Source organism: Parapusillimonas granuli (genome assembly GCF_013416525.1).
Lineage (GTDB): Bacteria > Pseudomonadota > Gammaproteobacteria > Burkholderiales > Burkholderiaceae_B > Parapusillimonas > Parapusillimonas granuli.
This window is the reverse complement of sequence record NZ_JACCEM010000013.1, coordinates 72,330-94,824: the sequence shown is the minus strand read 5'-3', so window position 1 is coordinate 94,824 and position 22,495 is coordinate 72,330. Positions and strand designations below refer to the sequence as shown.

The 22,495-nt window shown below is 65.3% G+C and carries 21 protein-coding genes; 8 read left to right on the top strand and 13 right to left on the bottom strand.

The genetic code is table 11. The annotated features are described in order from the left end of the window. The coding region (locus H0A72_RS22275) for a DUF533 domain-containing protein (protein ID WP_343287146.1) at positions 1-97 on the bottom strand (97 nt) is incomplete at its 3' end. Positions 98-181: 84 nt separating this feature from the next. Between H0A72_RS22275 and H0A72_RS20140 the strand changes: the two genes are divergently transcribed. Further along, positions 182-559, top strand: coding sequence for a uracil-DNA glycosylase (locus tag H0A72_RS20140; protein ID WP_246815010.1), 378 nt, complete (start codon positions 182-184; stop codon positions 557-559). Positions 560-595: 36 nt separating this feature from the next. On the opposite strand, the gene lplT is transcribed toward H0A72_RS20140, so the two are convergent. Further along, entirely contained in the window at positions 596-1,903 is a 1,308-nt protein-coding gene (lplT, locus tag H0A72_RS20135) for a lysophospholipid transporter LplT (RefSeq protein ID WP_180158304.1), read from the bottom strand. Between the two features lie 225 nt (positions 1,904-2,128). On the opposite strand from lplT, the gene smc reads away from it, so the two are divergent. Genes smc through ligA form a run of 3 tightly spaced genes read left to right on the top strand, consistent with a single transcriptional unit; the run spans position 2,129 to position 8,824 of the window. Beyond that, complete coding sequence (gene smc, locus H0A72_RS20130) at positions 2,129-5,653, top strand: chromosome segregation protein SMC (protein ID WP_180158303.1); 3,525 nt, start codon at positions 2,129-2,131, stop codon at positions 5,651-5,653. Positions 5,654-5,696: 43 nt separating this feature from the next. Next, complete coding sequence (locus H0A72_RS20125; protein WP_180158302.1) at positions 5,697-6,725, top strand: cell division protein ZipA C-terminal FtsZ-binding domain-containing protein; 1,029 nt, start codon at positions 5,697-5,699, stop codon at positions 6,723-6,725. After that, entirely contained in the window at positions 6,722-8,824 is a 2,103-nt protein-coding gene (gene ligA, locus H0A72_RS20120; RefSeq protein WP_180158301.1) for an NAD-dependent DNA ligase LigA, read from the top strand. The genes H0A72_RS20125 and ligA overlap by 4 nt, the downstream gene beginning before the upstream one ends. A gap of 82 nt (positions 8,825-8,906) precedes the next feature. Here the strand turns inward: ligA and H0A72_RS20115 are convergent, their stop codons facing one another. The 4 genes from H0A72_RS20115 to msrB are packed head-to-tail and all read right to left on the bottom strand — an operon-like array spanning position 8,907 to position 10,939. Beyond that, positions 8,907-9,683: a peptidylprolyl isomerase gene (locus tag H0A72_RS20115; protein WP_180158300.1), complete on the bottom strand. Its 777-nt coding sequence runs from the start codon at positions 9,681-9,683 to the stop codon at positions 8,907-8,909. Between the two features lie 9 nt (positions 9,684-9,692). After that, positions 9,693-9,956, bottom strand: a complete 264-nt coding sequence (locus H0A72_RS20110) for a BolA family protein (RefSeq protein ID WP_180158299.1) — start codon at positions 9,954-9,956, stop codon at positions 9,693-9,695. Continuing rightward, positions 9,956-10,546, bottom strand: coding sequence for a septation protein A (locus H0A72_RS20105; RefSeq protein ID WP_180158298.1), 591 nt, complete (start codon positions 10,544-10,546; stop codon positions 9,956-9,958). The genes H0A72_RS20110 and H0A72_RS20105 overlap by 1 nt, the downstream gene beginning before the upstream one ends. After that, positions 10,547-10,939, bottom strand: coding sequence for a peptide-methionine (R)-S-oxide reductase MsrB (gene msrB, locus H0A72_RS20100; protein WP_180158297.1), 393 nt, complete (start codon positions 10,937-10,939; stop codon positions 10,547-10,549). A gap of 323 nt (positions 10,940-11,262) precedes the next feature. Here msrB and H0A72_RS20095 point away from each other — a divergent pair, with 323 nt between their 5' ends. From H0A72_RS20095 to H0A72_RS20080, 4 genes are all read left to right on the top strand, one after another. Continuing rightward, positions 11,263-12,432, top strand: coding sequence for an ABC transporter substrate-binding protein (locus H0A72_RS20095; protein WP_180158296.1), 1,170 nt, complete (start codon positions 11,263-11,265; stop codon positions 12,430-12,432). A gap of 171 nt (positions 12,433-12,603) precedes the next feature. After that, positions 12,604-13,641: a branched-chain amino acid ABC transporter permease gene (locus tag H0A72_RS20090; RefSeq protein WP_180158295.1), complete on the top strand. Its 1,038-nt coding sequence runs from the start codon at positions 12,604-12,606 to the stop codon at positions 13,639-13,641. Positions 13,642-13,644: 3 nt separating this feature from the next. Beyond that, on the top strand, positions 13,645-15,507 hold the full coding sequence (locus tag H0A72_RS20085; RefSeq protein ID WP_180158294.1) for a branched-chain amino acid ABC transporter ATP-binding protein/permease: 1,863 nt from the start codon (positions 13,645-13,647) through the stop codon (positions 15,505-15,507). Beyond that, entirely contained in the window at positions 15,504-16,277 is a 774-nt protein-coding gene (locus H0A72_RS20080; RefSeq protein WP_180158293.1) for an ABC transporter ATP-binding protein, read from the top strand. The genes H0A72_RS20085 and H0A72_RS20080 overlap by 4 nt, the downstream gene beginning before the upstream one ends. 112 nt (positions 16,278-16,389) lie before the next feature. On the opposite strand, the gene H0A72_RS20075 is transcribed toward H0A72_RS20080, so the two are convergent. The 7 genes from H0A72_RS20075 to H0A72_RS20045 all read right to left on the bottom strand — a co-directional run bounded on the left by H0A72_RS20075 (position 16,390) and on the right by H0A72_RS20045 (position 22,464). Beyond that, positions 16,390-17,355, bottom strand: a complete 966-nt coding sequence (locus H0A72_RS20075) for a branched-chain amino acid ABC transporter permease (RefSeq protein ID WP_180158292.1) — start codon at positions 17,353-17,355, stop codon at positions 16,390-16,392. Continuing rightward, a complete protein-coding gene (locus H0A72_RS20070) occupies positions 17,352-18,239 on the bottom strand; it encodes a branched-chain amino acid ABC transporter permease (protein WP_180158291.1) in 888 nt (295 codons plus the stop codon). The genes H0A72_RS20075 and H0A72_RS20070 overlap by 4 nt, the downstream gene beginning before the upstream one ends. Positions 18,240-18,344: 105 nt before the next feature. Continuing rightward, the gene (locus tag H0A72_RS20065) at positions 18,345-19,556 is read right to left on the bottom strand and encodes an ABC transporter substrate-binding protein (RefSeq protein ID WP_180158290.1); all 1,212 of its coding nucleotides are present in this window, start codon (positions 19,554-19,556) and stop codon (positions 18,345-18,347) included. A 65-nt stretch (positions 19,557-19,621) separates the two neighbouring features. Beyond that, positions 19,622-20,335, bottom strand: coding sequence for an ABC transporter ATP-binding protein (locus H0A72_RS20060; protein WP_180158289.1), 714 nt, complete (start codon positions 20,333-20,335; stop codon positions 19,622-19,624). Next, positions 20,335-21,105: an ABC transporter ATP-binding protein gene (locus tag H0A72_RS20055; RefSeq protein ID WP_180158288.1), complete on the bottom strand. Its 771-nt coding sequence runs from the start codon at positions 21,103-21,105 to the stop codon at positions 20,335-20,337. The genes H0A72_RS20060 and H0A72_RS20055 overlap by 1 nt, the downstream gene beginning before the upstream one ends. Before the next feature lie 101 nt (positions 21,106-21,206). Further along, positions 21,207-21,839, bottom strand: coding sequence for an endonuclease III (nth, locus tag H0A72_RS20050; RefSeq protein WP_180158287.1), 633 nt, complete (start codon positions 21,837-21,839; stop codon positions 21,207-21,209). After that, positions 21,817-22,464: an electron transport complex subunit RsxB gene (locus tag H0A72_RS20045; RefSeq protein ID WP_180158286.1), complete on the bottom strand. Its 648-nt coding sequence runs from the start codon at positions 22,462-22,464 to the stop codon at positions 21,817-21,819. Before H0A72_RS20045 ends, nth begins: the two co-directional genes overlap by 23 nt. Positions 22,465-22,495: the final 31 nt, after the last annotated feature.

Here is a 22,495-nt window from a genome sequence, read left to right as displayed (position 1 = left end):
ACGGCGCGGACTGCTTGGCCTGCCAATCCTGGTAGGCCTTGAGCGCTACCGCGCCCAGGGCCGCCGCGCCGCCGTAGGTGGCCAGTTTTCCACCCATTTTCCGGAATTTCTTGTTGCCCAGCAGCAGGACGATCGGGCCGGGCTGCCGTTCCAGGGGAAGGCGGGCGTGCTGCTGCAGGCGATGCTGGCGGCGGCGGGGCTGGACGGTGAAACGGCGTTCTACACGAACCTGGTCAAGTGCCGCCCTTTGGGCAATCGGCCGCCGACGCCGGAGGAGGTCCAGGCTTGCATGCCTTATCTGCGGCGCCAGATCGCGCTGGCGAAGCCGCGCCATGTCTTGGCGCTGGGGGGCTGGGCGGCGCAGGCGCTGCTGGGCATGGAGGGGGAGCTGGACACCCTGCGGGGCGCGGTGCATGCCATCCGCACGGAGACGGGCGAGGAAGCGAGCGTGGTCGTCACGTATCATCCGGCGGCGCTGCTGCTGCGGCCGCAGCACAAGGCCGACGCATGGCGGGACCTCAGCCTGCTGCGGTCGCTGGTCGCGGCATCGGGCGACTGAACGCGCATTCCGCGCCCGTCCCGGGCCCGACCAGCCTCAGTGCTTCAAGGCCTGCCCATGCCCGTGCTGCCCGATCGTGCTTTCCAGATCGGGGTTCGCCCGATGATTGATCCGGTTCCAGCGGATGAAGATCAGCATGAGCGTCGCCACCAGGAGACCGAAAATGACGATGATCACATTGATCGGCAGATTCAGCCAGAGCATCAGGCTGTAGATTGCCAGCATCAAGAGAATGTTCAACTGCTCATTGAAGTTTTGCACCGCGATCGAATGCCCCGCCGACAGCAGCACATGGCCCCGGTGCTGCAGCAACGCATTCATCGGCACGACGAAGAACCCCGATAGCGCCCCCACCAGCATCAGCACCCCATAGACTTCCCAGGTGTGCTGCACAATGGGCATCAGCATCACCGCGAAGCCCATCACCACCCCCACCGGCAATACCGACAGCGCCCGCTTCAAGGGCACTCGGCCGGCGAGTATGGAGCCGAAGACCGTGCCCACCGCCGCGATGCCCATCAGCACCGAGGCCTGGTCCAGGCGATAGCCCAGGTGCTGCGCCCCCCATTCGATGACGATGAACTGCAGCGTCGCCCCCGCGCCCCAGAACAGCGTGGTGACCGCCAGCGAGATCTGGCCGAGCTTGTCGTGCCACAGGATGCTGACATAGCCGCCGAAGGTCTTGATGAGCTTGATGGGATTGGTCTGCTGCTTGGGATAGCGGACATTGGTCAGCGGGATCAGCAGATTGGTGCCGGCGGCCGCCAGATAGACCAGGGCGATCATGAAGATGGCCGCCTCGGCCCGGGTCTGGGCGAACTGGGCGATCCAGACATGGGAACGCAGCGCGTCGGACACCGCGGGATGGATGAGAATGCCGCCCAGCACCGTGCCGACGATGATGGACAGCACGGTGAGCCCTTCGATCCAGCTGTTTCCTTTCACCAGCAGGTGGGGCGGCAGCATCTCGGTGACGATGCCGTACTTGGCCGGCGAATACGCGGCGGCGCCGATGCCGACCAGCGTGTACGCGCAAAAGACGAGTATCAGCTGGGCGTGATGGTCCGAGCCCAGCGTCTGGTAGCTGAACATCAGCAGACAGCCGCTGATCTTGATGGCGTTGGTGATGAACATCACCCGCCCCTTGGGGAAGGAGTCCGCGAACGCGCCGACGAAAGCGGCCAGCACCACGTAGGCGAGCGCGAACCACCATTTCATCATGGGCGCCATCCAGTCAGGGCCCCGCAGGTCGGCGATCAGCGCGATGGCGGCGATCAGCAGCGCGTTGTCCGCGACAGACGAAAGCGCCTGGGCGATCATGACCAGATAGAAGCCTTTTTTCAAAGCGTGATCCCTGTTTGGTTGGCGGGGGCGGTCGTCATGCAAATAGCAAAAAAATGTTATCGAGTATAGCGCCAGCACACAGTCCAGACGAAAAATAATAGCGTAGTTTCGGTTTCCCGCTGCGGCGGGGGGCCGGAGGGTGCGTTATCATACGAGCCGGTTACCATGCCAGTATGGCCGCGTTTTTGTGCGAGGCCCATCGCCTTAATTAATTGATCGCTTACTGTGCGCCTGACCCAGATAAAACTCGCTGGTTTCAAATCGTTCGTCGAGCCTACCGTCATTCCCACGCCCAGCCAGCTGGTGGGCGTCGTCGGCCCCAATGGCTGCGGGAAGTCCAACATCATCGACGCGGTGCGATGGGTGCTGGGCGAAACCCGGGCGTCCGAACTGCGCGGCGAATCCATGCAGGACGTGATCTTCAACGGCTCGGGCAATCGCAAGCCGGCGGCCCGGGCCTCGGTCGAGCTGGTGTTCGACAACTCCGAGGGCCGCGCCGCCGGGCAATGGAGCGCGTATTCCGAAATCGCCGTGCGGCGCGTGCTGACCCGCGACGGGACCAGCAGCTACCTGGTGAACAACCAGCAGGTGCGGCGCCGCGACATCCACGACATCTTCCTGGGAACCGGCCTCGGATCCCGCGGCTATGCCATCATCGGCCAGGGCATGATCAACCGCCTGATCGAGGCCCGCCCCGAAGAACTGCGCGTTTTCCTGGAAGAGGCCGCCGGCGTTTCCCGCTACAAGGAAAGGCGGCGCGAGACCGAGAACCGCCTGTCCGACACGCGCGAGAACCTGACCCGGGTCGAGGACATCCTGCGCGAACTGGGCGGGCAGCTGGAAAAGCTCGAAACCCAGGCGGAAGTGGCGAAACGCTATCGCGAGCTGCAGGCCGATGGCGAGCTCAAGCAGCACGCCTTGTGGCTGATGAAGGAAAGCAACGCCAAGGAAGACCAGCGCGCCCGGTTCCTGGCCATAGAGCAGGCGCAGACCGAGCTCGAAGCCGCGATGGCGGGCCTGCGGGCGGGTGAGTCCGCGCTCGAATCGCGGCGCCAGGCGCACTATGCCGCAAGCGACGCCGTGCATGCGGCGCAGGGCCTGTTGTACGAAGCGGGCGCCCAGGTCAGCCGGCTGGAAGCGGAAATCAGGCATGTGGTCGATTCCCGCAACCGCGTGCAGGCGCGGCGCGCGCAATTGCAGGAGCAATTGCAGGAATGGGCCGACCAGCAGGCGCACTGCGCCGAACAGATCGCGCAGGCCGAGGCCGACCTGGAAGCCGCCGCGGCGCGCACCGAAGAAGCCCGCGCCCGGGCCGAGCAGGCCCAGATGCAGTTGCCGGACGTCGAGAGCCGCGTGCGCGGCGCGGCGGCGGCGCGCGACGAAATGAGAAGCGCGCTGGCCGCGCTCGAACAGGAGCTCGCCCTGGCGGCGCAGGCCCAGCGCGATGCCGACCGCCAGTTGCAGGCGCTGGAAAACCGCAAGGAACGCCTGGAGCAGGAATTGCGCGACCTGAACGCCCCCGACCGCGCCAACATCGAGCGGCTGGCGGGCGACGGCGCCGCCATGCGGGAACAGCTCGAAGAGGCGCAGGCGCAGTTGGCGGAACTGGAAGAGCGCCTGCCCGAGCTGGACGAGAGGCGCCGCGCGGCCCAGGCGGCCGCCCACGAAGAGGCGCAAGCGATGGCGCGGCTGGATGCCCGCCTGGCCGCCCTGGCCAAGCTGCAGGAAGACGTGCAAAAGCAGGGGGCGCTGGAACCCTGGCTGGCGCACCACGAACTGGACGGCCTGGGCCGCCTCTGGCAAAAGCTCAGCATCCAGCCGGGCTGGGAAACCGCGCTGGAGGCGGTCTTGCGCGAGCGCATGGCCGGGCTCGAACTGCGCAGGCTGGAACATGCCGGCGCATTCGCGGGAAACGCCCCGCCCGCCAGGCTGGCCTTCTATCAACTGCCCGCCGCCCAGGCGCCGGACGCCGCGCCGCCGGGCCGCGAGGCCCTGAGCAGCCTGTTGCGCATCAGCGATCCGGAGCTGCGCACGCTGCTCGGCTATTGGCTCCGGGGCGTCTACGTATGCGACGACCTGAACGAGGCGCTGAGCCTGCGCGGCGAGTTGCCGCCGGGGACGGTGTATGTGGTCCGGGAGGGCCATCTGGTCGACCGCCACAGCCTGCGTTTCTATGCGGCGGATTCCGAACAGGCCGGGCTGCTTGCCCGCCAGCAGGAAATCGACAACCTGCAGCGCGACGTCAAGGCCAGGCAACTGATCGCCGACCAGGCCGTCGCCGCGGTCGCGCAGGCGGAAAACGCGTGGCAGCAGCTGTCGCAGGGACTGGGGCCGGCGCGCCAGCGCGCGGCGGAGCTCACCCGCCGCCTGCACGACATCCAGCTGGAGCATTCCCGGCTCGCGCAGCAGGCCGAGCAGTCCGACGAACGGGCCGCCCGCCTGCGCGAGGATCTGGCCGAGATCGCGGCCCAGTCCGAGGAGCTGCGCGCCGCCAGGGAAGACGCGGAAGCGCGGTTCGAGGAGCTGGACCTTCAGCTGGCGGAGCACCAGTCGCGGTTCTCCGATGCCGAGGTATCCGGCGAGGCCTTGCAGCAGGAGGCCGAAGGCGCCAGGCAACAGCTGCGCGACCTGGAGCGCGCGGTGCATGAGTCCGAATACACCGAAAGGGCGTTGCAGACCCGCATCGCCGACTTGAAGCGCAATCTGCAGCTGGCGGCCGACCAGGCGCGGCGGGCGGCGGGGGAATTGGAAGGGCTGCAGGGCGAGCTGTTCGAACTGGACGCCTCGGCATCGCAGGCCGGTCTGCAGGAGGCCCTGGAGATCCGCGCGGAGCGCGAGGAGGCCTTGCGCCTGGCCCGCATCGAACTCGATAATCTTGCCGCCATGCTGCGCAGCGCCGATGAGGAACGCATCGCCCTGGAGCGCTCGCTCGAGCCCCGGCGCGCCCGCATCATGGAGCTGCAGCTGCAGGAGCAGGCGGCGCGCCTGGCGGTCGAGCAATTCGCCGAACAGCTCGACGCGCACCAGGTCGACCGCGCCGGCCTGGCCCGCATGCTGGAGCAAAAACCCGAGGAATGGCGCCGCGCCGGCTGGCTCCAGTCCGAGGTGCAAAGAATCTCCCGCGCCATCGACTCCTTGGGCTCGGTCAACCTGGCCGCGCTGGACGAGCTGACGGCGGCCCGCGAGCGCAAGGGGTTTCTGGATGCCCAGCACCAGGACCTGTCCACCGCCATCGGGACCCTGGAAGACGCCATACGCAAGATCGACCGCGAGACGCGGCAGCTGCTGCAAGAGACCTTCGATACCGTCAACCGGCATTTCGGCGAGCTGTTCCCCAGGCTGTTCGGCGGCGGCGAGGCCAAGCTGATCATCACCGGGGACGAAATCCTGGACGCCGGCGTGCAGGTCATGGCGCAGCCTCCGGGCAAGCGCAACAGCACCATCCACCTGCTGTCGGGGGGCGAGAAGGCGCTGACCGCCACGGCGCTGGTGTTCGCGCTGTTCAAGTTGAATCCGGCTCCTTTCTGCCTGCTCGACGAGGTCGACGCGCCGCTGGACGACGCCAACACCGAGCGCTACGCCAACCTGGTGAGCAGCATGAGCGAGCAGACTCAGTTCCTGTTCATTTCTCACAATAAAATTGCCATGCAGATGGCCAGACAGCTGGTCGGGGTTACCATGCAAGAGCAGGGCGTGTCGCGTATCGTCGCCGTCGACATAGATTCGGCCCTGCAGCTGGCGGAGGTCTGATGGTGTGTACGCATAAACGTTTGGTGATACGGCGGGGCTGACTATGAGCGATTTGCAAATCGGTTTGATACTACTGGGCGTCCTGTTGATCCTGGTGGTCGTCATGTTCAATTGGTGGCAGGACAGGCGCATACGTCAGAAGATGCAGGAGCACTTCCCCGAACGCGACCACGATCCGCTGATGGGCGCGCAGGCGCCGGGGCCGGTGCGCCGCGAACCCGGCTTCGGCGCCGTGCTCGCCCAGGACGACGACGACCCGGCCGCCGACGATGACGCGGAAGTCGATCCCGGAACCGAGGTCGTCATAGACATCAGCTTCGCCCAGCCCGTCGGTTCCGCACAATTGCAGCAAGCCGTCCAGGGGCTGGTCCGGGTGGGCAGCAAGCCGGTGCGCATATTCGCGGAGCGCGACGGCGGCGGCCATCGGGCGCGCTTGCGGGCCAACGAGAACTACGCTTCCATGCAGCTGGCCATCGTGCTGGCCAACCGCAGCGGCCCGTTGACGGACATCGAATGGTCGCAGCTGTGGTCCGCGGCCCAGGGCCTGGCCGAGCGTTTCGACGGCGCCATCGAAGCCCCCGAACAGGACGAGGTCATCCGGCGGGCGGCGCAGCTGGATCAGCTCTGCGCCGGCCTGGACGCGCAGGTGGGCTTGATCCTGCGCCTGAATCAAACCGTTTCCGCGGGCGCCGCCAGGCAGGTGCTCGAGGACGCCGGCTTCCTGCCCTATGGCCGGCAGCTGGCCTGGATGTCCGATACCGGGGTGCCGCGCTTCACCGCGCTGTTCGACGGCATCGCGCCGCAGGAAATCAAATCGGAAAGCGTCAATCGCGTGGACCTGGTGCTGGACCTGCCCAACAGCCCGGCGGACGAACAGGCCTTCAGCCGCATGGCGAGCGTGGGCCGCGACTTGGCAAGGCGCCTGAACGCCGAATTGCTGGATGACCAGGGGCGGCCGGTCCTGGACGGCGCGGATGGAACCGTGGACCGCCAGTTGTTCGATCTGTACCGCAAGCTCGAGCTTGCGGGCTTCGAGGCGGCGTCCGAGCGCACCGTGCGGGTATTTTCGTGACGCAAAAAAAAACGCCGGATTTCGAGCAGGCGGCGCGGCGGGCCGAGGCTTTGCGCAGCGAGATCGCGCAGCACAACCATAGATACTACGTACTGGACGCGCCGGTCGTCTCGGACGCCGAATACGACCGGCTCATGAACGAGCTGATCGGCATCGAGCAGGCGCATCCGGACCTCGTCACGCCGGAGTCCCCGACCCAGCGGGTCGGGGCGCAGCCCCTGGCCGCTTTCGGCAGCCTGCGGCACACCGTGCCCATGCGCTCGCTGGGCAACGCCTTCGACCCCGAGGACATCCAGGCCTTCGACAAGCGCGTCTCCGACCTGCTGGCCGGCGCGGGCATGCTCGCCCCCGGCGGGCAGGTGGAGTATGTGGCCGAACTCAAGTTCGACGGGCTGGCGGTCAGCCTGCGGTACGAGCAGGGCAGGCTGACGCGGGCGGCCACGCGCGGCGACGGCCAGACGGGCGAGGACATCACCAGCAACATCCGGACCCTGCGCTCGGTGCCCCTGAAGCTGATCGGCCGGTACCCGGACGTGCTGGAGGTCCGCGGCGAGGTCTTGATGAACCGCGCCGATTTCGAACGCCTGAACCAAGCCCAGCAGGCGCGCGGCGAGAAAGTCTTCGTCAACCCGCGCAATGCGGCGGCCGGCAGCCTGCGCCAACTGGATCCCCGCATCACGGCCACCCGGCCGCTGCGTTTCTTCGCCTACGGCTGGGGGGAAATCCGCCTCGTCAACCGCGGGCAGGTCGAGCTTTTCCTGCAGGAGGCGGGCGATGCGGACATGCCTTGCGATACCCATGCCGGCATGCTGGAATGGTTCGAATCCCTGGGCTTGCCCGTCAGCGCCGAGCGCAAGGTGGTGCGGGGCGCGGACGGCATGCTGGGGTTCTACGCCGCGGTCGGCGCCGGCCGCGCCGGCCTGCCCTTCGACATCGACGGCGTGGTGTACAAAGTGAACGAGCTCGCGGCCCAGGAGGTCCTGGGCTATGTGGCGCGCGCGCCGCGCTACGCCATCGCGCACAAGTTTCCGGCCCAGGAAGAAACCACGCTGCTGCTCGGCATCGACGTCCAGGTGGGGCGCACCGGCGCGATCACGCCCGTGGCCAGGCTCAAGCCGGTCTTCGTCGGCGGCGTGACGGTCACCAATGCGACCCTGCACAACGACGATGAAATCCGCCGCAAGGATGTCCGCATCGGCGACACGGTGGTCGTGCGCCGGGCCGGCGACGTCATTCCCGAAATCGTCGGCCCCGTGCTGGAACTGCGGCCCCCGGACGCCGCGCTGTTCGTGATGCCCAGCCATTGCCCGGTATGCGGCTCGGCCATCGAGCGCCCCGAGGACGAGGCCATTTCCCGCTGCACCGGGGGGCTGTTCTGCGCGGCGCAGCGCAAACAGAGCCTGACCCATGCCGCGGGCCGCAAGGCGCTGGATATCGAAGGCCTGGGCGAAAAACTGGTGGACCAGCTGGTGGAAAGCGGCAGGGTCAAATCGATCGCCGATCTGTTCACCCTCACGGCGGAAGAAGTGGCCGCCTACGATCGCATGGGGCGCAAGTCCGCCGAAAACCTGGTGGCGGCGCTGGAGGCCGCGCGCAAGCCGCCGCTGGGACGGCTGCTGTACGCGCTGGGCATCCGGCACGTGGGCGAATCCACGGCGAGAGACCTGGCCTTGCGTTTCGGCAGCATCGAGGCGGTCATGGCCGCGGACGAGGCGGCGCTGCTGCAGGTGAACGATGTGGGTCCGGTGGTGGCGGGCTCCATTTTGCGCTTCTTTGCCGAGCAGCATAACCGCGATGTCGTCGAAGCCTTGTCCCGCGCCGGCGTGCACGCGGTGCCGCCCGAAGCGCCTTCCGGCAACAACCAGCGGCTGGCGGGCCGCACGCTGGTGCTGACCGGCACCATGCCGAACTGGACGCGCGACGAGGCCACGCGCCACATCCTGGCGGCGGGCGGCAAGGTCAGCGGCTCGGTGTCGAAAAAGACGGCTTATGTGGTGGCGGGGGAGGACGCGGGCAGCAAGCTGGCGAAGGCCCAGGAGCTTGGCGTGCCGGTGCTCGACGAGCAGGGTTTGAAAGCCCTGCTGGACATGGCGGATTGACCGACGGCGTTTCTTGCCGCCGCCGTCCGTTCGATCGTCCCGGACCCGCCGCCGCGTTCCCGGGCGGCGGGCATGGAAAAGCTTACTGGATCTTGGCGTCCTTGATGAGCTTGTCCTGGAACTCGGCCAGCTGCTGCTGCCGCATCATTTCTTCCAGCTGCGGCTTCACATCAGCCAGTTCGGGGAACTTGGCGGCACGGGAATCGTCGAGCTGGATGATGTGCCAGCCGAACTGCGACTGGACCGGCTTGTCCGTCATCTGGCCCTTCTTCAGGCCTTCCACCGCCTTTCCGAACTCGGGCACATAATTGCTGGACGGCGCCCAGCCCAGATCGCCCCCGTTCTTGCCGCTGCCCGGATCGATCGAATCCTTCTTCGCGGCCGCGTCGAACGTCACTTTCTTGGCCTTGATGGCGGCGATCAGGTCTTCGGCGGCCTTCTCTTCCTTGACCAGGATGTGCCGGACCTTGTATTCCTGCTTGTCGGCCTGGGACGCCTTGATCTTGTCGTATTCCGCCTGGATCTTCGCGTCGGTGATCTGGTTCTTCTTCAGATAGTCGGCCATCAGCGCCCGGACCAGGATGCCCTGGCGCGCGAGTTCGATTTCCTGCTTCACGGCCGGCTGCTTGTCCAGGCCGGCCTTTTCGGCGGCCTGCACGGCGACCAGGCGGTTGACCATTTCCTGTTTCACCTGGGTGCGCAGTTCGGGCGTGTCCTGGGCGCCTTGCTCGACGAGCAGGGCGACGAATTGGTCCAGGCTCTTCTGCGTGATGGGCTGGCCGTTCACGGTAGCCACATTCTGGGCATGGACGGGCAGTGCGATGGCGCAGGCTGCGGCGAGTACGGCAAGACGTTTCATGTAAGTCCTTTAAGAGTTGTTTTTGGCGACGATGGCCAAGGCATGAATGGGATAAGGCATTAAATCGTGAACGCGATCATACACAAGTCGGTGCCTGGCCACAGTGGAAAGCCCGTTGAACTGTTCCGTCCAGATGACGAGCCGGAAATGGCTGGCGCCGGATTTGCTGCCTTCGTGCCCGGCGTGCAGGTGCGATTCATCGATGATGTCCAGGTATGTGGGTGCGAGCGGCTGCAGCCGCTCTTTCAGCAATTGCTTACGGTCTGTAGACATCAGCGGCCCTCTTTTGGTTCCCGGGCCGCGGACAGCGCGTCGGCGGATTCGCCGGCGTCTTTCATGTGCCGCCCCAGCCAGATGGATTGCCCGACCACGAACACCAGCAGCAGCGCCATCAGGCCGAACACCTTGAAGTTGACCCATTGCGCTTCGGTGTAGTGCCCCGAAAACGCCACGTACAGGTTCAGCGCGCCGGAGGCGACGAAGAAGGCCGACCAGCTGTAATTCATTTTGTCCCAGATGGCGGGCGGCATGGAGACTTTCTCGCCCATGAGCTTCTGCATGAGATTGCGCTTGAAGAACAGCTTGCCGCCCAGCAGGATGAGCGCGAACAGCCAGTACAGGACGGTGGGCTTCCATTTGATGAAGGCGTCGTTCTTGAACAGCAGGGTCGCGCCGCCGAACACCACGATGACGGTGAGGTTGATCCAGTGCGTGGCCTCGATGGCCTTGCCGGTGGCCTTGAGCCAGACGAACTGGGCCACGGCCGCGGCGATGGCGACCGCCGTGGCGGTGAAGATGTCGTAGAACTTGAAGGCGACGAAGAACAGGATGAGCGGAAACAGGTCGAACAGGAATTTCTTCATTTAGGCCGGCTCGAATTTGAGCGAAAGGGAATTGATGCAGTAGCGCAGGCCGGTGGGTGGGGGGCCGTCGGGGAAAACATGCCCCAGATGGCTGTCGCAGACATTGCAGAGGACTTCCGTGCGCACCATGCCGTGGCTGGTGTCGGTTTCTTCGCGGACATTGCCGGGGTCCAGCGGCTCGAAATAGCTGGGCCAGCCGCAGCCGGCGTCGAACTTGGTGTCGGAGGCGAAGAGCGGCGTGCCACAGCCCACGCAGCGGTAGATGCCGGGTTCGGTCGTGTTCCAGTAGCGGCCGGTGAAGGGGCGTTCAGTGCCCTTGCGGCGCGCCACGGCGTATTCCTCGGGGGTAAGTTCCGCGCGCCATTGCGCATCGGACTTTTGAATCTTGTTCACGTGAGCACCTGTATGGCGATTCTTTGACATTCCACATGTTAATCGACTTTCCCGCAGGCCAGAAGTTCAAAGAATCCCAACGCTTTCTTTTCGCTGTCTATGCAGGGAATCCCCTAAAAGACTTTGCAACTATTTTTCTCCATAATTCCCGGACCCGCGCAAAATTGCTAGAACCTTAAAGTATCGCTGAAGGGTGTAAACGTGTTTTGCCGCTTCAAAGTGATACTGGAAATTTGGTGACGGGCTGGATTTTGTATAACGTCTGTATCCCATCGCCCCCAATCTTGCGAACGGATATCGAGCACCCCCCCATGGAGACAACAATGAATTTCAATCAGTCGGTTCGACTTTCCGTCCTGGCAGGCGCCATGGCCATGGCCTTGCCCATGCTCGCTTCGGCGCAGATCAAAGTCGGCATCACGGTGGCCAGCACCGGCCCCGCCGCGTCGCTGGGCATCCCCGAGCGCAACACGGTCAGCCTGCTGCCGACCGAAGTCGCAGGCCAGAAGATCGAATACATCGTGCTGGACGACGGCACGGACACCACCGTCGCCGTCAAGAACATGCGCAAGCTGATCACCGACGACAAGGTCGACGTCGTGGTGGGCACCTCGGTGACGCCCGGTTCGCTCGCCATGGTCGACGTCGCCGGCGAAACCAAGACGCCGATGATCAGCGTGGCGGCCAACGCCAAAATCGTCGACCCGGTCGACGGCCCCCGGGTATGGGTCTTCAAGACGCCCCAGAACGACCAGCTGATGGCCGGCGCGCTGGCCGACGCCATGGCCAAGCAAGGGGTCAAGACGCTGGGCTTCATCGGCTACAGCGACGCCTACGGCGAAGGCTGGCTGAACGTCATGACCGAGGCCGCCAAGGCCAAGGGCATCAAGATGGTGGCGGTCGAGCGCTACGGCCGCACCGACACCAGCGTGACCGGCCAGGTGCTCAAGCTGGTCGCGGCCAAGCCGGACGGCATCCTGGTCGCCGGCTCGGGCACGCCGGTGGCGCTGCCCCAGCGCGAGCTCAAGAGCCGCGGCTACAAGGGCATCATGTACCAGACGCATGGCGCGGCCAACAACGACGTCCTGCGCGTCTGCGGCAAAGACTGCAACGACATGATCCTGCCCGCCGGGCCGCTGCTGGTGGCCGACCAGTTGCCCGACAGCAACCCGGTCAAGAAGAGCGCGCTCGAATACAAGGCCAAATACGAGGCCAAGTACGGCGAAGGCACCATCAACACCTTCGGCGGCCACATGTGGGATGCCGGCCTGCTGATCAGCACGGCGATTCCGGCCGCGCTGAAGTCCGGCGCCAAGCCCGGCACCGCCGAATTCCGCAAGGCCCTGCGCGACGCCATCGAGCAGATCAAGGACCTTCCCGCCTCGCAGGGCGTGTTCACCATGAGCCCCACCGACCACGCCGGCTTCGACAACCGCGCCCGCGTCATCGTCAAGGTGGTCGACGGCAAGTGGACCTACCAGCCTGATCTCTGATTCCCCATCGGGTATTCCGGCCTTCGCCTGCGGGGGCGAGGCCGGCGCGCGCGCCGCGGCGCGCCGTCTTTTGAATTAGGGGGCGAAAAGGCCGGTGCCCCGTCTGCCCGATGCACTTGCACGAGCAGGCGGCGCGCCAAGGCCCGGCTCCATTATTATGGCTTATCCGAAATGGATTCAACGATAGTACTCATACTGCTGCAGGACGGCGTCCTCAACGGCGCCATCTATGCGCTGCTGGGCCTCGCCCTGGTGCTGGTCTTCGTGGTGACGCGGGTCATTTTCATTCCGCAGGGCGAGTTCGTCGCCTTCGGGGCGCTGACCCTGGCCTTCATGGTCAACGGCCGCATGCCGGGCACCGTCAATCTGCTGCTCATCGTCGGCGCGCTGGTTTTCCTGGTCGAGTGCATCGCGGCCATGCGCAGCCACAACTGGACGGGCATCGGCAAAACGTTCGCCTGGACGCTGCTGCTGCCACTGGTTCTTTACCTGCTGGCGCCGTACATCGTCAGCAAAGACACTTCGCTCTGGGTGAACGTGCTGTTCTCCATGGCGCTGGTCGTTCCCCTGGGCCCCATGCTCTATCGCCTCGTCTACCAGCCGGTGGCCGAAGCCAGCGTGCTGGTCCTGCTCATCATCTCGGTGGCGGTGCACTTCGCCCTGACCGGGCTCGCCCTGGTCTTCTTCGGCGCCGAAGGCTGGCGCACGCCGCCGTTCGTCGAAGGCGAGGTCCAGATGGGCGTGGTGAGCTGGTCCGCCCAGACCTTCTTCGTGCTCGGCACCTGCGCCGCGCTGATCTTCGCCCTGTGGGTGTTTTTCGGCAAGACGCTGTACGGCCGGGCGCTGCGCGCCACCGCGGTCAACCGGCGCGGCGCGCGCCTGGTGGGCATCAGCACCAATATGTCGGGCAGCCTCACTTTCACGCTGGCCGCCGCCATCGGCGCCCTGTCCGGAATGCTGATCGCGCCGGTGACCACCATCTATTACGACACGGGCTTCCTGATCGGCCTCAAGGGCTTCGTGGCCGCCATCTTCGGCGGCCTGGTCAGCTACCCGATCGCGGCGGGCGGCGCGATTTTCGTCGGCATCCTCGAAGCCTTTTCTTCCTTCTGGGCCAGCGCCTATAAAGAGGTGATTGTGTTTACGCTCATCATTCCCGTGCTGCTGTGGCGCTCGTTCGGGTCGCATCATGCCGAGGACGAGGAGTAAGCCATGAACAACAAGATACTGCTTGCCGTCGTCGTCCTGGCCATCGCGGGCCTGCCCCTGATTCCGGCCACGCCCGAATTCTGGATCACTCATCTGAATTACGTGGGGCTCGCCAGCCTGGTGGTGCTGGGCCTCATCCTGCTCACCGGCGTGGGCGGCCTGACCTCGTTCGGCCAGGCGGCTTTCGTGGGGATAGGGGCGTATGCCACCGCATGGCTGACCACCGCCATGGGCTGGTCGCCCTGGGCCGCCTTGCTGGTGGGCCTGCTCATCACTTTCGCGGTCGCCTACGTATTGGGCGCCATCACGCTGCGCCTGTCCGGCCACTACCTGCCGCTGGGCACCATCGCCTGGTGCCTGTCGCTGTATTACCTGTTCGGCAACCTGGACTTCCTTGGCCAGTACGACGGCATCGCCGGCATACAGCCCATCGAGATCTTCGGCCTGTCGCTGGGCCAGGGGCGGCACATCTATTACCTGATCTGGGCCTTCGTCCTGCTGTCCATGTGGGCGACCCGCAATCTGCTGGATTCCCGTCCTGGCCGGGCCATACGCGCGCTGCGCAGCGGCGGCGGCATGGCCGAGTCCTTCGGCGTGAACATGGCCACCTACAAGGTCATCATCTTCGTGTATGCGGCCCTGCTGGCCTGCGTGTCGGGCTGGCTGTACGCGCACATGCAGCGGGCGGTGAGCCCCAGTCCCTTCGGCCTGAATTACGGCATCGAATACCTGTTCATGGCCGTGGTGGGCGGCGTGGGCAGCGTCTGGGGCGCCGTCCTGGGCTCGGGCCTGATCCTGAGCCTGAAGGACCAGCTGCAGAACGTTCTGCCCAAGGTGCTCGATACCGATGCCAACTTCGAACTCATCGTCTTCGGCGTCCTGATGATCCTCGTGCTGCAATACGCCCGCGACGGCATCTGGCCCATACTCAACAACTGGTGGGCCATGCTGACCGGCACGACCGAGCGCCGCCGCAAGGCGCCGCCGCCGGAGGCGCCCGCGCTGCCGCAGCGCCCGCGTCCTGAAAAAGGCTCGCTCGTGCTCGAGGTCGATTCCATCCGCAAGGAATTCGGCGGGCTGGTCGCGGTGAACGACATCAGCTTCACGCTGAAAGCCGGCGAAATCATGGGCCTGATCGGGCCGAACGGGGCCGGCAAGAGCACCACCTTCAACCTGATCACGGGCGTCCTGCCGGCGACGCGCGGCACAGTGCGCTTCCTGGGCGAGCGGCTGGACCTCCTTCCCGCGCGCGAAATCGCCAAGCTGGGCGTGGGCCGCAGCTTCCAGCACGTGCGGCTGCTGCCCACCATGACGGTGCTCGAGAACGTCGCCCTGGGCGCGCATCTGCGCAGCAACGTGGGGGTGCTGGCCGCGGCCTTGCACATCGAGCGGCGCGACGAGGCCGAGCTGCTGCATGAAGCCGCCAAGCAGCTGCAGCGCGTCGGCCTGGGCGACTACCTGTACGAACAGGCCGGCAACCTGGCGCTCGGACAGCAGCGCATACTGGAGATCGCGCGCGCCCTGGCGGCGGATCCCGTGCTGCTCCTGCTCGACGAACCGGCCGCCGGCTTGCGCTACAAGGAAAAGCAGGAATTGGCCAAGGTGCTGGACCAGCTGCGCCAGGAAGGCATGAGCATCCTGCTGGTCGAGCACGATATGGACTTCGTCATGAATCTTACCGATCACCTGGTCGTGATGGACTTCGGCACGAAGCTGGCCGAAGGCCTGCCGGCCGACATCCAGAAGAATCCCAAGGTGCTGGAAGCCTATCTTGGCGGCATCGATGACGAGATGGAATTTGACGATGACGCCCGGGGCGAAGCGCCCGCGGGCACGGCGCCCGCGGCGACGGGGGGACTGGCATGAGCACCGGCAACAAACCCAAGCATCCCATACTGCAGGTCACCGACCTGTCCACTCGATACGGGAAGGTCAATGCGCTGGTGGGCGCCAATATCGCGGTGACGCGCGGCAGCATCGTCACGGTGATCGGCGGCAACGGCGCGGGCAAGTCCACCTTGCTGAACTCCATCATGGGGTCTCTGCCGCCCACGGGCAATTGCTCGGGGTCCGTGCAGTACCTGGGTTCGGAAATCGGCGCCTGGCAAGTCGAGCGGCGCGTGTCGGACGGCATTTCGCTGGTGCCGGAGCGGCGGGAGCTCTTCAGCAGCATGTCGGTGGAAGACAACCTGCTGCTGGGCGGCTTCCGGCTGTATCGCGCCGGCAAGCACGGCTGGCGGGAAACCATCGACGAGGTCTACGACCTGTTCCCGCGCTTGCGCGAGCGCAAGTCGCAACAGGCGGGAACGCTGTCGGGCGGCGAGCGCCAGATGCTGGCCGTCGGCCGGGCGCTGATGGCCCAGCCCCAGCTGCTGATGCTCGACGAGCCCAGCCTGGGCCTGGCGCCGCGCATCGTCCGCGAGATCTTCCAGATCATTTCGCGCTTGCGCAGCACGGGCGTCGCCATACTCCTGGTCGAACAGAACGCGCGTGCGGCGCTGCAGGTGGCGGACTATGGGTATGTGCTGGAGACCGGAGAGGTGGTGCTCCAGGGCAGGGCCAAGGAGCTTGCGGGGAATCCGCGGGTGATTGAAAGTTACTTGGGGCTGGGGACGGGGAACAAGGGAGAGGACTGAGGCGCTGCCTGCATAGGGCCAGTGCCGCCTGCCTTCTGGCGTTCAGGCCCTGGGCGGCGGGCCGCTTTCCCGGCGCGGGGGCTCGGCCCCAAGGCCCCGCCCCCGCATCGCCTCAGGCCTTCTTGATCCGATGGCTGATCTCTCCGACGATCCCGCGCCGGAAAGCCATCACGCAGATGATGAAGATCAGCCCGATCACGATCGTCACGGATTCCCCCAGCACCTGGAACCAGTGCAGGCCCGTTTCCCGGCTGAGCAGCCGCCCGAATTCACCGACCTTGTTTTCCAGCATCACGACGATGAAGGCGCCCAGCACCGGCCCCGTGAACGTGCCCAGGCCGCCGATCAAGGTCATGAGGATGACCAGCCCCGACATCTGCCAAGTGGCGTCGGACAGCGTCGCCGAAACGAACACCAGAGACTTGCTGGCCCCCGCCAGCCCCGCCAGCGCGGCCGACAGCACGAAAGCCAGCAGCTTGAAATTGTCGACATCGTAGCCCAGCGAAACCGCCCGGGCCTCGTTCTCGCGTATGGCCTTGAGCACCTGGCCGAAAGGGGAGTTGATCGCGCGCCAGATCACGGCATAGCCCAAAATGAAGATGGCCAGGACGAGGTAGTACAGATTCAGGTCATTGGACAGGTCGATGCCGAACAGGCTGCCGCGCGGGATGCCCTGCAGCCCGTCCTCGCCGTGGGTGAACGGCGCCTGCAGGAAGAAGAAGAACAGCATTTGCGCCATCGCGAGCGTGATCATGGCGAAATAGATGCCGCTGCGCCGGATGGCCACCGCGCCCATCACCAAGCCCATGAGCGCGGCGACGGCCGTGCCGAACAGCAGGCCGGCGATCGTGGGCAGGCCCCAGACCGCGAGCGCGTGGCCCGTGGCATAGGCGGCGCCGCCCAGGAAGGCGGCATGCCCGAAGGACAGCAGGCCGGTGAAGCCCAGCAGCAGGTTGAAGGCGCAGGCGAACAGCGCATAGCACATCACCTTCATGACGAAGATGGGATAGGCTCCGACGGCGGGCAGCAGCGCGATGGCGATCGCGGCGAGCAGATATCCGATCAGTTGACGATTCATTTTTCTTTCCCAAATAGGCCCGCGGGGCGCAGCAGCAGAACGATGACCATGATGATGAAGACCACGGTGTTCGAGGCTTCCGGCCAGAATACCTTGGTGAGTCCTTCGATCACGCCCAGCCCCAGGCCGGTGACGATGGACCCCATGATCGAACCCATGCCGCCGATCACCACCACGGCGAAGACCACGATGATCAGGTTGGAACCCATGAGCGGCGACACCTGCATGATGGGAGCCGCGAGCACCCCGGCGAAGCCGGCCAGCGCGACCCCGAAGCCGTAGGTCAGCGTGACGACCAGCGGCACGTTGACGCCGAAGGCTTCCACCAGCTTGGGGTTCTCGGTGCTGGCCCGCAGCAGCGCGCCCAGGCGTGTTTTTTCGATCATGAACCAGGTGGCCAGGCAGACCAGGATGGACGCGGCCACCACCCAGGCGCGGTAGATGGGCATGTACATGAAGCCCAGGTTGACGCCGCCGCGCAGCAGCGCGGGCGTGGGATAGGGCTGGCCCGACACGCCGTAGATGCTGCGGAAAATGCCTTCGATGAGCAGGGTCAGCCCGAAGGTCAGCAGCAGGCCGTAGAGGTGGTCCAGCTTGTACAGGTGGCGGATCAGCAGGCGTTCGAGGACGATGCCGAAGAGCCCCACCACCAGGGGCGCCAGGGCCAGCATGACCCAGTAGTTCAGGCCCAGGTACTGCAGGCCCATCCAGGCTACGAAGGCGCCCAGCATGTACAGGGCGCCGTGCGCGAAATTGATGATGTTGAGCAGGCCGAATATGACGGCCAGGCCGAGCGACAGCACGGCATAGAACGAGCCATTGACCAGGCCCAGCAGGAGCTGCCCCAATAGAGCCTGGATGGGAATGCCGAATAAATCAGTCATGTTGATATTGAATCCGTGGCAGGGCGCGCAGCGGGCCCGGGGTGACACGCCGGCCCCCGGCGCCGGCGCCGGGGGCCTATGACACTGAAACGTTGATGCTGGGATCTACTTTTTGATGAGCGGGCAGGTGGATTCTTCCAGCGAGGCATAGACCTCGTTGCCCGGCAGCTTCGCCACGGTCTTGTAGTAGTCCCAGGGGCGCTTGGATTCACTGGGCGCCTTCACCTGCATCAGGTACATGTCGTAGACCATGCGGCCGTCCTCGCGCACGACGCCGTTGGTGGCGAACATATCGTTGATCTTGTTGGACTTCATCCATTTCATGAGGGTGTCGGCGTCGTCCGTGCCGGTTTCCTTGACGCCCTTCAGGTAGAAGGCCGCGCTGGAGTAGTCGGCCGCCTGCACGAAGGAGGGCATGCGGTTGTGGTCCTTGTAGAAGCGCTCGGCCCATTTGCGGGAGGCGTCGGATTGATCCCAGTACCAGCCGGTGGTGAGATACAGGCCCTGCGTGGCTTCCAGGCCCAGGGCATGGATGTCGTTGATGAACACCAGCAGGCCGGCGAGCTTCATGCTTTGCGTCACGCCGAACTCGCTGGCCGCCTTGACGGATGCGATGAAGTCCCCGCCGGCGTTGGCCAGGCCCAGGATCTTGGCGCCCGAGGACTGCGCCTGGAGCAGGAAGGAAGAGAAGTCCGACACCGCCAGCGGCGCGCGCACGTTGCCCAGCACCTTGCCGCCCGCTTTTTTCACGACTTCGGCGGTGTCGCGTTCGAGCGAATGGCCGAAGGCATAGTCGGCGGTCAGGAAGAACCAGGAATCGCCGCCGTTCTTGACGACGGCCGACCCGGTGCCGCGCGCCAGCGCGATGGTATCGTAGGCATAGTGGATGGTATAGGGCGTGCACTGCTGGTTGGTCAGGTTGGACGAGCCCGCGCCTATGGTGATGTAGGGTTTCTTTTTCTCGGCGGCGACGGCCGCCATGGCGAGCGCCGTGGCCGAGTTCGTGCCGGACACCAGCAGGTCGAGTTTTTGCTCGTCGAACCATTCGCGCGCCCGCGCGGAGGCGACGTCGGCCTTGTTCTGGTGGTCGGCGACCAGCAGTTCGATCTTCTTGCCGTTGATTTCGCCGCCGGCGTCGGCGATGGCCATGCGTATGGCGTCTGCGCCCGCCTTGCCGTCCAGATCCGAATAAACGCTGGACATGTCGGTGATGAAGCCGATGCGAATGACGTCGTCGGAAATGCCCGCCGCCAGGCTGGGCCCGGCCAGGCCGATGCCCGCCAGGGCCAGTGCCGCAGTAAGGGTGCGCAGTTTCATAGGGTGAGTCTCCTTGTCGTGACCGGCGGGATATGCCGGGAAATCGTTTTGCCTGGCCTGCGTGGCTAGACGCCCAGCAGGGTGGTGAGCGCATCCTGTTTGGATTGCAGCTCGCTGGCATTGAATTGTTCGACGATCTGGCCGTGTTCCATGACGTAGAAATGGTCGGCCAGGGGCGCGGCGAAGCGGAAGTTCTGTTCCACCATCACGATGGTGTAGCCCTTTTCCTTGAGCGTGGTGATCATGCGCGCGAGGGCCTGCACGATGACGGGAGCGAGGCCTTCGGAGATTTCATCGAGCAGCAGCAGGTTGGCGCCGGTGCGCAGGATGCGGGCCACCGCCAGCATCTGCTGTTCGCCGCCCGACAGGCGGGTGCCCGGAGAGTGCTTGCGCTCTTTGAGGTTGGGAAACATTTCGTAGATTTCGGCGAGCGACATGCCGCCGCCCAGCGTGTCGCCGATGAACGGCGGCAGCAGCAGGTTCTCTTCGCAGGACAGCCCCGCGAATATGCCGCGCTCTTCGGGGCAATAGCCTATGCCCAGGTGGGCGATGCGGTAGGTGGGCAGGTTGATGGACTCGGTGCCCTGTATGCGGATGGAGCCCTTGCGCGTGCCCGTCAGGCCGAGAATGGCGCGCAGCGTGGTGCTGCGGCCCGACCCGTTGCGCCCGAGCAGAGTGACGACCTGGCCTTTTTCCACTTTCATGTCCACGCCGTGCAGCACGTGGGATTCGCCGTACCAGGCATGCAGGTTGGAGATTTCGAGTGCCGGTTCGTTCATCAGTGGGCCCCTTCGAGTTCGCCGCTGGTCGTTCCCATGTAGGCTTCCATGACCGCGGCGTTGCGTGAGACTTCTTGGTAGGGTCCTTCGGCCAGCACGGACCCGCGGGCCAGCACGGTGATCTTGTCGGCGATCTGGGAGACGACGTTCATGTTGTGCTCGACCATGAGTATGGTGCGCCCCGCGCTGACCTTCTTGATGAGCTGGGTCACCCGGCTGACGTCTTCGTGGCCCATGCCTTGCGTGGGTTCGTCGAGCAGCATCAGTTCGGGCTCCATGGCCAGCGTGGTGGCGATTTCCAGCGCGCGTTTGCGGCCGTAGGGAAGATTGACCGTGCGCTCGTCGGCGAAGTCGGCCAGGTCGACCTGGCCGAGCAGGGCGCGGGCGGAATCGTTCAGGCGGTCGAGCACCTTGTGGCTGCGCCAGAAGTGGTAGGACATGCCGGTGGCGCGCTGCAGCCCGATGCGCACGTTCTCAAGGACGGTGAGCTGGGGGAAGACGGCGGAGATCTGGAACGAGCGGATGATGCCGCGGCGCGCGATCTGCGCGGGCTTTTCGCGGGTGATCTCTTTGCCGGCGAAATAGATCTTGCCCGAAGTGGGCGCCAGGAATTTGGTCAGCAGATTGAAGCATGTGGTCTTGCCCGCGCCGTTCGGGCCGATGAGGGCGTGGATGCTGCCGCGTTCCACCTGCAGGCTGACGTTGTTGACGGCGACGAAACCGCGGAACTCCTTGACCAGGTTTTTTGTTTCCAGAATGTAATCGCTCATACCAACCCGCTAGCGGTTTTTTTGATGTTCAGGGCTGGAAAAAGTATGAGAGTTGGCGTAGCAAAACACCATGCGGGTTTTACATAGGATGTGGAAAACCCTTAACGCGTCTTCTGCTTGTATTCGCAAAGGTCTTCGATGCCGCATTGCGGGCACTTGGGCGTGCGCGCCACGCAGACATAGCGCCCGTGCAGGATCAGCCAGTGGTGGGCGTCGTGCAGGAATTCCTTCGGGACGACTTTCTCCAGCTTTCTCTCGACTTCGATCACGGTCTTCCCGGGGGCGATGCCGGTGCGGTTGGCCACCCGGAAGATATGCGTGTCGACGGCGATCGTGGGGTGCCCGAAAGCCGTGTTGAGCACCACGTTCGCCGTCTTGCGGCCCACGCCGGGCAAGGCTTCCAGCGCCTCGCGGTCTTCGGGCACCTGCCCGCCGTGCCGTTCGATCAGGATGCGGCAGGTGTTGATCACGTTCTTCGCCTTGGTCCTGTAGAGGCCGATGGTTTTTATGTATTCGCCCAGCCCTTCCTCGCCGAGCGCCAGCAGCCCTTGCGGCGTGCCGTGCTCCGGAAAGAACTTGCGCGTGGCCAGGTTGACGGAGCGGTCGGTCGCCTGCGCCGAAAGAATGACGGCGATCAGCAGCTGGAAGGTGCTGGCGTATTCGAGCTCGGTCGTCGGCTTGGGATTGGCGGCGCGCAGCCGGGTGAAGATTTCAGTTCGCTTGGCTTGGTTCATGTTTACCGCGCCGCGCGCGGGCCTTGGCCAGCGCGTCGGCAATGATTTTGTGTTTCAGCGCCGGGTCGGCGTCCATGCCCATGGCCACGGGGGCTTTGTTGGCCAGCGTCCGCGCCGCCGGCGCCAAGGATTCATGGTGCCGGCCGCTCAGCCGCTGCTGGCGCCCCTGGTGGTGTTCGCGGGCGCGGGCGGCGTCGTCGGGCGTCCAGTCGCGGCCCGCGGGAACCATGTCGATGCAGTCCACCGGACATGGCGCCACACACAGGTCGCAGCCGGTGCAGCGGTCCGCCAGCACGGTGTGCATGAGCTTGTTCGCGCCCACGATGGCGTCCACCGGACAGGCCTGTATGCAGAGCGTGCAGCCTATGCAGTGGGCTTCGTCGATGACGGCGACGCGCAGCGGCAGATGCTCCCCGCACTCCGGGTCCAGGGGAAGCTCGGGCGTTTGCAGGATCTCGGCAAGCAGGCGCACGCCCGCCTGGCCCCCGGGCGGGCAGCGGTTGACGGCTTCCCCTTCCGTCGCCAGTGCGCGCGCGTAGGGCAGGCAGCCGTCGTAGCCGCACTTGGTGCATTGGGTCTGGGGCAGCGCGGCGTCGATGCGCTCGATGAGTGTGGAGGCTGGCATGAGTGAAAAAGGGGCCGCGCGGGCCCCTGGA